At 67.6% G+C, this 10,855-nt stretch carries 10 protein-coding genes; 7 read left to right on the top strand and 3 right to left on the bottom strand.

Features of this window, described 5'->3' with window-relative positions:
- Positions 1-39 precede the first annotated feature (39 nt).
- Both AC3WJI_RS17005 and AC3WJI_RS17000 read right to left on the bottom strand, forming a co-directional pair.
- Positions 40-1,215, bottom strand: a complete 1,176-nt coding sequence (locus AC3WJI_RS17005) for an SGNH/GDSL hydrolase family protein (protein WP_492758473.1) — start codon at positions 1,213-1,215, stop codon at positions 40-42.
- A gap of 17 nt (positions 1,216-1,232) precedes the next feature.
- A complete protein-coding gene (locus tag AC3WJI_RS17000; protein ID WP_492758472.1) occupies positions 1,233-3,305 on the bottom strand; it encodes a M13 family metallopeptidase in 2,073 nt (690 codons plus the stop codon).
- A 122-nt stretch (positions 3,306-3,427) separates the two neighbouring features.
- Here AC3WJI_RS17000 and AC3WJI_RS16995 point away from each other — a divergent pair, with 122 nt between their 5' ends.
- Positions 3,428-5,029 (top strand): carboxyl transferase domain-containing protein, encoded by a 1,602-nt coding sequence (locus tag AC3WJI_RS16995; RefSeq protein ID WP_492758471.1) that lies wholly within the window; start codon positions 3,428-3,430, stop codon positions 5,027-5,029.
- A gap of 17 nt (positions 5,030-5,046) precedes the next feature.
- Here the strand turns inward: AC3WJI_RS16995 and AC3WJI_RS16990 are convergent, their stop codons facing one another.
- The gene (locus AC3WJI_RS16990) at positions 5,047-5,478 is read right to left on the bottom strand and encodes an endonuclease domain-containing protein (RefSeq protein ID WP_492758470.1); all 432 of its coding nucleotides are present in this window, start codon (positions 5,476-5,478) and stop codon (positions 5,047-5,049) included.
- Between the two features lie 77 nt (positions 5,479-5,555).
- On the opposite strand from AC3WJI_RS16990, the gene AC3WJI_RS16985 reads away from it, so the two are divergent.
- From AC3WJI_RS16985 to AC3WJI_RS16960, 6 genes are all read left to right on the top strand, one after another.
- A complete protein-coding gene (locus tag AC3WJI_RS16985; protein ID WP_492758469.1) occupies positions 5,556-6,035 on the top strand; it encodes a nuclear transport factor 2 family protein in 480 nt (159 codons plus the stop codon).
- Positions 6,032-6,343 (top strand): DUF3088 family protein, encoded by a 312-nt coding sequence (locus tag AC3WJI_RS16980; RefSeq protein ID WP_492758468.1) that lies wholly within the window; start codon positions 6,032-6,034, stop codon positions 6,341-6,343. Before AC3WJI_RS16985 ends, AC3WJI_RS16980 begins: the two co-directional genes overlap by 4 nt.
- Before the next feature lie 157 nt (positions 6,344-6,500).
- The gene (locus AC3WJI_RS16975) at positions 6,501-8,420 is read left to right on the top strand and encodes an acetyl/propionyl/methylcrotonyl-CoA carboxylase subunit alpha (protein WP_492758467.1); all 1,920 of its coding nucleotides are present in this window, start codon (positions 6,501-6,503) and stop codon (positions 8,418-8,420) included.
- Positions 8,421-8,538: 118 nt separating this feature from the next.
- Positions 8,539-9,003, top strand: a complete 465-nt coding sequence (locus AC3WJI_RS16970; RefSeq protein WP_492758466.1) for a GNAT family N-acetyltransferase — start codon at positions 8,539-8,541, stop codon at positions 9,001-9,003.
- The gene (locus AC3WJI_RS16965; protein ID WP_492758465.1) at positions 9,003-9,458 is read left to right on the top strand and encodes a MaoC family dehydratase; all 456 of its coding nucleotides are present in this window, start codon (positions 9,003-9,005) and stop codon (positions 9,456-9,458) included. Before AC3WJI_RS16970 ends, AC3WJI_RS16965 begins: the two co-directional genes overlap by 1 nt.
- Positions 9,455-10,666, top strand: coding sequence for a flavin monoamine oxidase family protein (locus AC3WJI_RS16960; RefSeq protein ID WP_492758464.1), 1,212 nt, complete (start codon positions 9,455-9,457; stop codon positions 10,664-10,666). The genes AC3WJI_RS16965 and AC3WJI_RS16960 overlap by 4 nt, the downstream gene beginning before the upstream one ends.
- Positions 10,667-10,855 lie beyond the last annotated feature (189 nt).

Below are 10,855 nucleotides of genomic sequence, written 5' to 3'. Positions count from 1 at the left end.
ACCCCCAACCCCTCCCCTGAAGAGGAGGGGCTTTAAGAATTACCTGAACAACCGCAAATCGATCGCCTCGCCCATCGCGGTCTCGCCCCGGCCGTCCGGGTGCAGATTGTCCCCGCCCTGCAGCCCCGCCGCGAGCCGCGTCGGGTTCGCCGGATCGGCGACGACCTTCTCCATGTCGATCACCGCGTCGAAATCCTTGGTCGTGCGGATCCACTGATTGACGCGCACCCGCATCGCCTCGCCCGTCGGCGTCTGATAGCCCGCGCCGCCATAAGGCAGGATCGTCATCGCATAGACCTTGATCCCGCGCTCGTGCGCGCGGATCGCGAGCTGGCGATAGCCTGCGATGAGCTGGTCGGCAGTGATCACCGGCCGCGGCACGCCATTCTGCTCCCTCCCCGAATTGCCGATATCGTTGATCCCCTCGAGCAGCACGACGTGGCTCACCCCCGGCACCGCGAGCACGTCGCGGTCGAAGCGCGACAAGGCGCTGGGCCCGGTGCCGTTTGCGAGGACGCGGTTGCCCGAGATCGCCTGGGTCACCACGACATGCGGCATCCCCGCCGCCGCGAAGCGCCACCCGAGCACGTCGCCCCAGCGGCAGCGCGGCATCGCGTCGTCGGCGCAGCCGACATTGTCGGTGATCGAGTCCCCGAACGCGACCACGACAGGGCGCGGCTTGGCGGTGAGCACGTCGATCCCGGCGATAAGCGGCCGGAGGTTCGACCGGCGCGCCGGATCGAACGCAACGTCGCTATTGTCCCCGGCTTCCGAGATGTCGGTCGGTGCCCCGCTCGCGGCATGGACCGTCGCGAGTTCAACCTTCCCAGGAAGATAGAGCGCGACATCGACCAGTTCGAACGCTTCCACCGGCATCGCGATCGGATCGCTGACCAGCGGCGCGCCTTCGGGCAGCAGCGTCGCGCTGCTCCCGCCGAAGGTGACCCGCACCGGCAGGCCGCCAGCCACCCGGACGGTCGCCGCGCCGATCCGGATCGCCGGGCCGTAATCATTGGCGAGGCGCAGCCGGATCTTGCCGCCGCCCGCACCGACCCGCAGCTTCGCGCGGATCGTCGCGTTGTCGAGCGTCACGACGTCCTTGCCCGTCGCCTGCCACATGCTCGCGGTCCAGGCGCGGGTCCAATGCTCGCTCGCCGGCGCTGCGCCGACCAGCAATAGCGCAGCCGCCGCCGCGACGATCTTGATCCCCCGCATTCACCCCTCCTCAGTCGTTACCAGACCTTCACTCGCGCCTCGGGCGCCAGGAACAGTTTCTGCCCGGTGGCGACGTTGAACGCCGGATACCAGGCGTCGAGATTGCGCACCGTCTGCGCGCGCCAGCGCGCCGGCGCATGCGCGTCGGTGGCGATGCGGGCGCGCAACGTCTGCTCGCGCGATTTGTCGCGCCACGCCTGCGCATAGGCCAGGAAGAAGCGCTGGTCGCCGCTCAGCCCGCCGATCACCGGCGGCTCCTTGCCGTTCAGCGAGGCGCGATATGCCTCATACGCCGCGGTCAGTCCCGCCACGTCGGCGATGTTCTCGCTGAGCGTCTGCTGGCCCTTGAGGTGCAGTCCGGGCAGCGCCTCATAGGCGTCGTACTGCGCCGCCAGCGCCTTGCCGCTCGCCTTGAACCGCGCGAGGTCCTGCGGCGTCCACCAGTTGCGCAACCGTCCGGCGGCATCGAAATTGGCGCCCAGGTCGTCGAAGCCGTGGCTGATCTCGTGCCCGATCACCGCGCCGATCGCGCCATAATTGGCCGCGGCATCGGCAGCCGGATCGTAGAACGGGGCCTGAAGGATCGCCGCGGGGAAGTTGAGCGCATTCTGCAGCGGCAAATTGACTGCGTTGACCGTCTGCGGCGTCATCCACCATTCGCCGCGGTCCACCGGCTTGCCGAGCTTGGCGATCTGGTGGCGATATTCGGCGAGCTCGGCGCGGCGGAGGTTGCCGACCGGATCGTCGGCCTTGACCTCGAGCGCCTTGTAGCTCCGCCACGTCTCGGGATAGCCGATGCCGACCTGCATCCCGGCGATCTTGCGCCGCGCCTCTGTTTTGGTGGCCTCGGCCATCCACGGCAAGGCCGCGACGCGCTTGTCGAAGGCGCCCAGGATGCCCTTGACCATGTTCTGGATGTCGGCCTTGGACGAGGCCGGGAAATAGTCCTTCACATAGAGTTGGCCGACCGCATCGCCGAGCGAGCCGTTGACCGAGGCGATCGCGCGCTTGTCGCGCGGGCGCGGCTTGGGCTGGCCGTTCAGCGTATGACTGAAGAATTCGAAATGAGCCTGGTCGAACGCCGCCGGCAGCACCTCGGCCACGCCGTCTATGCGGTGGAAGGTCAGCCAGTCCTGCCACGCCTGGAGCGGCTCGCTCGCGACCAGCCTGGCCAGCGCCGTGACGGTCTGCGGCTGCCACACGACGAAGTCCTGCTGCCCGCTCAGCCCCGCGGCCGACCAGAACGCGTCCCAGTCGATTCCCGGCGCCTTCTTCGCGAAGTCAGCCTTCTTCCACGGGTTGTTCGCCTTGTGGATGTCCTGGCTGGTAACGATGTCGGTATGCGCGCGGGCGATCTTGCTCTCGAGCTCGAACACGCGCTGCGCCCGGGCGTCGGGCTCGGTGATGTTGGCGAGGCTGAGCAGCTTGCCGATATAGGCGCGATACTGGTCGCGGATCGTCGCCATCTCGGGCTTGTCCGACAGGTAATAATCGCGCTCGGGCAGCCCGAGCCCGCCCTGCAGCAGATAGGGCACGCTGACGTCGGGCCGGTCGAGTGCCTGGCTGACGAACAGGCCGAACAAATTGCGCGTCTCGAAATTGGTCGCGTTGAGCGGGTCGACATCGGCACGCAGATTGGCGCCGAGCATCGACGAGAGTGCCTTCTTGTCGCCGAGCCCGGAAATCGCGTCCATGTCGGGACCCAGCGGCGCGAGCCCGCGCGCCTCGATCGCGGCGGTGTCGGTATAGGCATTGTACCAGTCGGCGATCCGGCGCTGGTCGGTCCCGGCGGCGGCATTGGCCTTGAGCGCGGCCTGGACGATCGCGAGATTGTTCGCCTCGGCCTTGTTGAACACTTCCAGGAACACGCCGGTGTTCGATCGGTCGGCGGGGATCTCGGTGCGCGCGCGCCAGCCGCCATTGGCATATTGGTCGAAATCGTCGCCCGGCTTCACGTTCTTGTCGAGCCCCGCCAGATCGACTCCGATCGCCGCGCCCGCTTGCGTAGTGCCGTTCCCCGGGGTGCCGCCGCCAGGCGTGCAGGCCGCGGTTGCGAGAAGCAGTGCAAACAACGCCGCGCGAGTCGTCACCTTATGGCTCTCCCTAACATCGAACCGTCGGGTGCTACTCCGCCAAACCGGCGCGCGCCAGTCTTCCCAAGCGGCGGTACGCGGTGTAGGCAGGGCAAAACTAGGACAGGAAGGATGCCCTAATGAGCGCTCCGGTGCTCGATACGAAGGTGTCGCCCGAGGCAGAGGATTTCCGCGCCCGCGCCGCGCACAACCGCGCGCTGGCCGAGCGTTTGCGCGCCGATGTCGCCCGCGCCGCGCTCGGCGGTTCCGAGGCGTCGCGCGAGCGTCACACCAGCCGCGGCAAGCTGCTTCCCCGCGAACGCGTCGAACGGTTGCTCGATCCGGGCAGCCCGTTCCTGGAGATCGGCCAGCTCGCCGCCTGCGACATGTATGAGGGCGAAGTCCCCGGCGCCGGGATGATCGCCGGGATCGGCCGCGTCTCCGGCCGCAATGTCATGATCGTCTGCAACGACGCCACCGTGAAGGGCGGCACCTATTACCCGATGACGGTCAAGAAGCATCTCCGCGCGCAGGAGATCGCCGAGGCCAATCGCCTGCCGTGCATCTATCTTGTCGACTCGGGCGGCGCCAATCTGCCGCATCAGGCCGAGGTCTTCCCCGACCGCGACCATTTCGGGCGGATTTTCTTCAACCAGGCGAACATGTCCGCGCTCGGCATCCCGCAGATCGCCTGCGTGATGGGCAGTTGCACCGCGGGCGGCGCCTATGTCCCGGCGATGAGCGACGAGAGCGTCATCGTCCGCAACCAGGGCACCATCTTCCTCGCCGGCCCGCCTTTGGTGAAGGCTGCGACCGGCGAAGTCATCAGCGCCGAGGACTTGGGCGGCGGCGACCTGCACGGCCGCAAGTCGGGCGTGGTCGATCATGTCGCCGAGAATGACGAACATGCGCTGACCATCGTCCGCGATATCGTCAGCCACCTGCCCGCCGATCGCACTCCCGACATCGCCTCGCTCGACCCGCGCCCGCCGAAATACGCGCCGGAAGAGCTCTATGGGGTAATCCCCGAGGATGTCCGCGCGCCCTATGACGTCCACGAAGTCATCGCGCGCATCGTCGACGGCAGCGAGTTCCACGAGTTCAAGGCGCTCTACGGCAGCTCGCTGGTCTGCGGCTTCGCGCATATCTGGGGGATGCCGGTCGGGATCATCGCCAATAACGGCATCCTCTTCTCGGAGAGCGCGCAGAAGGGCGCCCACTTCATCGAGCTCGCCTGCCAGCGGCGCGTACCGTTGCTGTTTCTCCAGAACATCTCGGGCTTCATGGTCGGCGGGAAGTACGAGGCGGAGGGGATCGCCAAGCACGGCGCCAAGCTGGTCACCGCGGTCGCCACCGCGACGGTGCCGAAGATCACCGTGCTGATCGGCGGCAGCTTCGGCGCGGGCAATTACGGCATGTGCGGCCGGGCATACTCGCCGCGTTTCCTGTTCTCCTGGCCCAACAGCCGCATCTCGGTGATGGGCGGCGAGCAGGCGGCGAGCGTCCTCGCCACCGTCCACCGCGACGCCGACAAATGGAGCGACCAGGAAGCCGAAGCCTTCAAGGCCCCGATCCGCCAGCGCTACGAGGACGAAGGCAATCCGTGGCACGCCACCGCGCGGCTGTGGGACGATGGCATCATCGACCCGGCGCAGACCCGCGACGTGCTGGGCCTTGCGTTCGCGGCGACGCTCAACGCCCCGATCCCCGAGCGCCCCGCGTTCGGGGTGTTCCGGATGTGATGGCGGGCGCCATCTTCTCATTCCTCCCCGAGCTTGTCTCGGGGAGGGGGACCGCCCGGCGCAGCCGGGTGGTGGAGGGGCAGGCGCGAACGCGCCTCCGCCACGATCCCCTGCACAACCCCGTCGAGATTTCGCCGCACCTCCCCCGCGGGAACGCGCAACGTCGCAATCCCGCACGCTTCGAGCCAAGCATCGCGCCGTGCATCCCGCTCGGGTCGATCCCCGCGTTCATGCGCTTCGCTATCAATCTCGATCGCCAGTCGCGCATCCCCGCAATAGAAATCGAGACTATAATTGCCGGTAGGATGCTCGTGGCGGAACTTGAGGCCGCCGGGCCGCTTCCGCAGCACGCGCCACAGCAAAATCTCCGGGAAGCTCATTGCGCGCCGTCGCGCCCGGCTTTGCCGCACCGCGCGGCTGCTAGCTCTTGGCGATCGGTCCTTGAACATCGCGCCTGCCCCTCCACCATGCTTCGCATGGTCCCCCTCCCCGAGACAAGCTCGGGGAGGAATTCGAAGGACCTTCGATGATCCTCCTCCCCCTCCTCCTCGCGCTCCAGACCACCCCCGTCGCCCCGATCGTCAAGGGCACCGCACTCCCGCCGCCCGCCTCCGAGGAGGCCGCCGTGCTCACTCCGATCAACGGCATCTTCGCCGCGATCGCGGCGCGCAACGGCCAGGCCACCCTCCCCTTCGTCCGCAGCGAAGGCCGCGCCACCGCGACCGGCACCAAGCCCGACGGCACCCCGGTGGTCAACAGCCGCAGCTGGGCCGATTTTGCCGCGGGCCTTGCCCCCGGCGCCGAGCGCTACGAGGAGCGCATGCCCGCCCCCGCAATCGAGATCGACGGCGACATCGCGATGGCCTGGGGCGACTATGTCTTCCTGGTCGACGGCAAGGTCGCGCATTGCGGGGTCAACCATTTCGACCTGGTCCGCGAGAGCGGCGCGTGGAAGGTGCTCAACGTCACCTGGTCGCGCCGTACCGGCGGGTGCCCCGGCCAATGACTCGCGATACCCTGTTCCTGCTCGACCACCAATTCGCCGATCCGGAGTTCGGCGGCGAACGCGTCTTCTATTGCAAGGACTGCATGACGATCGAAGGGCTGCTCGCCACCTTCCCCGATCGGACTGCCAACCTTTCGGTTGTCCGTGTGCCGTGGCCCCGCCCCCGATCCGCCGTGGTGGACGCGATCGGCGCGGCCGATCAGAACCTGCCGGCGCTGGTCTTCGCCGACGGCGGCTTCGTCAACGAGATCGAGGCTTTGCTCGCCGCGCTCGCCGAGCGGCACGGCTTTCCGGAGCGGCATCCATGACTTTCAATGTAGGATTTCGCATGGTTGATTGTGCTGCCATGCACGCAGCGAGTCCCCGTTTCCGGAGCGTTGAAATCCCGGCTGCCAGCAAAGTTGTCGACACCGCGCCAGACCCACAACTTTCTAAACTTCGTCTTCTGTCGATCGGACGGAATCCATGATTGAGTCCCTCCTCATCGCCAATCGCGGCGAGATCGCCTGCCGGATCATCCGCACCGCGCGGGCGATGGGCGTGCGCACGATCGCGGTCTATTCGGACGCCGACGCGAACGCGCTCCACGTCCGCCAGGCCGACGAGGCGGTGCATATCGGGCCCTCGCCGGCGCGCGAATCCTATCTGGTCGGCGACAAGATCATCGCCGCGGCAAAATCCACCAACGCCGCAGCAATTCACCCCGGCTATGGCTTCCTGTCCGAGAATGCCGACTTCGCCCAGGCAGTGCTCGACGCCGGTCTGGTCTGGGTGGGTCCGAGCCCCGACAGCATCCGCGCCATGGGGCTCAAGGACGCCGCCAAGGCGCGCATGATCGCAGCCGGCGTGCCCGTCACCCCCGGCTATCTCGGCGAGGACCAGTCGCCCGAACGCCTCCAGGCCGAGGCCGATGCGATCGGCTATCCGGTGCTGATCAAGGCGGTTGCCGGCGGCGGCGGCAAGGGCATGCGCCGCGTCGATGCTGCGCAGCAATTTGCGGAAATGCTGCAGTCGTGCAAGCGCGAGGCCGCTTCGTCATTCGGCGACGACCGCGTGCTGCTCGAGAAATACATCCTCAGCCCGCGCCACATCGAAGTGCAGGTCTTCGGCGACACCCACGGCAATGTCGTCCACCTGTTCGAGCGCGACTGCAGCCTCCAGCGCCGCCACCAGAAGGTGATCGAGGAAGCTCCCGCCCCCGGCATGGATTGGCCGACCCGTCATGCGATCTGCTCCGCGGCAGTGCGCGCAGCGAAGGCCGTCGACTATGTCGGCGCGGGAACGATCGAGTTCATCGCCGACGCGTCCGAAGGCCTGCGCGCCGACCGCATCTGGTTCATGGAAATGAACACGCGGCTTCAGGTCGAGCATCCGGTGACCGAGGAAATCACCGGCCAGGACTTGGTCGAATGGCAGCTGCGCGTGGCAAGCGGGGAGAAGCTGCCCAAGGCGCAGGGGGAACTCAGCATCCACGGCTGGGCGATGGAGGCACGGCTCTACGCCGAGGATCCGGCGAAAGGCTTCCTACCGAGCGTGGGCAGGCTCGACACGCTTTACTTGCCGGAGACCGCGCGCGTCGAGACCGGCGTCGCGGAAGACGACACCATCTCGGCCTTCTACGACCCGATGATCGCCAAGCTCGTCTCCAGCGGTCCGGACCGAGAGAGTGCGCGCGCGCTTCTAGCGGAAGCGTGCGGCGCCACGCTGGTCGCGCCGGTCAAGACAAATGCGTGGTTCCTGAAACGCCTTTTGGAGCAGCCCGACTTCATCAGCGGCGAAGTTACGACCAACTTCATTGCGGCGCACGATGCCGAACTATGCACCGCCCCCCAACCGACGGCTTTGCTTCTGCAGGAAACCGCCGAACGCTTGCTCTTCGATGATTGGCGCAACACTTCCGAATGGAAGCCCCGGACGCTGGACCGCAGGCTAGGTCTCATTGGGTTCCGCCTCAACCGTGCGCCCGAGACGACGGTACAATTGTTCCTCGACAATCACCCGGTCCCCGCATTCTCCTACGACATGCGGCTGTATGATAGCGGCGACGCCTATGAGGTCAGTACCGGCGGGGTCTTTGGCCAGGCGGACGCCACGCTCTTTGAGGGTGGAGCGGCCTTCACCTTCACGCGCTTCGCGAACGTCTTAGGTGCCGGCACCGTGGCCGACGGCGCGATCCTTGCGCCGATGCCGGGGCGGGTTACCGCAGTGGAGATCGCGGCTGGTCAGGTGGTGATCAAGGGCCAGCGCCTCGTCACGCTCGAAGCGATGAAGATGGAGCACAGCCTCACCGCCCCGTTCGACGGCGTTGTCGCCGAGCTCAACGCCGTGCCCGGCGCGCAAGTGAGCGAGGGCGCGCTGCTGGTGAAGGTCGAACGTTCGGAATAAATGTTCCCCGGCGAAGGCCGGGGTCCAGTTGCCAGCGGCTCGAATCTGGGCCCCGGCCTTCGCCGGGGACAAGGAGTAAGAAAATGACGGGCCGATTTTCGACTGACAAGCCACGCAAATGACCGACATCCTTTTCCGCGAAGCCGCCCCCGGCGACCTCCCCGCAATCCTCGCGATGCTCGCCGAGGACACGATCCCCGACGATCGTGAGACCGACCCCGCCGACCCGCGCTACCGCGCCGCCTTCGACGCGATCGCCGCCGACCCCAATCAGTTGCTCGTCGCCGCCCAACTCGACGGCCGAGTCGTCGGTACGCTCCAGCTGAGCTTCCTTCCCGGCCTGTCGTTCCGCGGCGCCTGGCGCGGCCAGATCGAGGCAGTGCGCATTGCCAGCGACCTGCGCGGCCGCCGCTATGGCGAGCAGCTCATCGCCTGGGCGGTCGAGCGCTGCCGGGAGCGCGACTGCTTCCTCGTCCAGCTCACCTCGTCCAATCCGCGCACCGACGCGCACCGCTTCTACGAGCGGCTTGGCTGGGCGAAGAGCCATACCGGGTTCAAGCTCAAGCTCAGGGAGCCACGCTGATGGCCGGACGCTATTATGACGAATGGCAGGTCGGCGACCGGATCGAGCACAGCCTGCGCCGCACGGTGACCGAGACCGATAACCTCCTGTTCTCAGCGCTCACCCACAACACCCAGCCGCTCCACATCGATGCCGAGGCGGCGCGCGCGAGCGAGTTCGGCCAGATCCTCGTCAACGGCACTTTCACCTTCAGCCTGATGGTTGGCGTGACCGTCGGCGACACTACCGCGGGAACGCTCGTCGCCAATCTCGGTTACGACAAGCTCGTGATGCCCAAGCCCGTCTTCCTCGGCGATACGCTGCATGCCTCTTCGGAGGTGGTCGAACTGCGGCCCAGCAAGTCGCGCCCCGGCCAGGGCATCGTCACCTGGCGGCACCAGATGCACAATCAGCGCGACGAATTGGTCTGCGAATGCCTGCGCTCGGCCTTGCTGCGGAGCCGGCTGGCAGCGTGAGGCACGAGGCCGACATCGTCGTGATCGGCGGCGGGGCGGCCGGGGTCGGCGCGGCGCGCACGCTGGCCGATGCGGGCCGACAGGTGCTGATCGTCGAGGCGAGCAATCGGCTCGGCGGCCGCGCGCATACCGTGGACGTCGCCGGCCTGCCGCTCGATCTCGGCGCGGGCTGGCTGCATTCGGCGCCGAAGAACCCCTGGGTCGGCATCGCCGAGGCGCGCGGCTTCACGGTCGACCGCGCGCGCCCACGCTGGGGCGAGCAGTGGCGGTCGCTCGGTTTCTCGCCCGAGGAGCAACAGGCCGCGTGGACTGCGTTCGCGGCTTTCATGAAAGCGATGCACGGTCCGCCGCCCAGCGACCGCGCCACCGACCTGATCCCGGCCGACAGCGAATGGGCGCCCTATCTCGACGCGCTCTCGGGCTTCATCAACGGTGCGCCGATGCGCGAGATGTCGGTCACCGACTGGCTGGCCTATGACGAGGCGTCGATCGACACCGATTGGCGCGTGGCCGAGGGCTATGGCGCGCTGGTCGCCTCGCACGCCGCGGGGCTGCCGGTGGCGCTCGCTACGCCGGTCACCGCGATCCATGGCTCGGGCAAGCAGCTTCGCATCGACACCCCGCGCGGCGCGATCAGGGCGAATGCCGCGATCGTCACGGTCTCGACCAACGTCCTCGCCAGCGGCGCGGTATCGCTGCCGGGCCATGACGCGATCCTCCACGCCGCGTCCGAGCTTCCGCTCGGGCTCTCCGACAAGCTGTTCTTCGCGCTCGAGGACGGCGAAGAGATCCAGGCCAATGCGCACCTGCTCGGCAATCCGCGCAGCGCGATCACGGGGACCTACACCCTGCGTGCGTTCGGTCGCCCCGTGGTCGAGTGCATGCTCGGGGGCGAAGGCGCGCGGGCGCTGGAGCAAGAAGGCCTCGACGGTGCCGCAGCATTCGCGCTCGACGAGCTCACCGGCCTGCTCGGCACTGACTGGCGCAAAAAGCTGCGCTTCGTCGCCGGCTCGGCCTGGGGGCGGGAGACCTATGTGCTCGGCGGCTACAGCCACGCACTGCCGGGCCGGCACGGTGCTCGGGCCGCGCTGCGCACGCCCATCGATCCGCGCATCCATTTCGCCGGCGAAGCCTGTTCGGACGGTGAATTCTCGACCGCGCACGGCGCCTACAATAGCGGCGTCGCAGCGGCAAAGGCGCTGCTCTAGGCGAGCTCGACGGGCTCGGGTGGGATGCAGGAGCTGCGCTCGCCCGCGTGCTTGCAATGTAGGATTTCGCCTGCTTGGCTTCCAGCCGGCCGAGGCCGCCGCTCTTTGACACGGGAAATGCTACGTCTCGCAGGACATGCGGATAGTGTGATCTTAGCGTGACCTTTCACGCTCCGCGCGATACCGCGC

The organism is Sphingomonas sp. FW306-1B-B10E, assembly GCF_058782005.1.
This window is presented reverse-complemented; position numbering and strand designations above follow the sequence as displayed.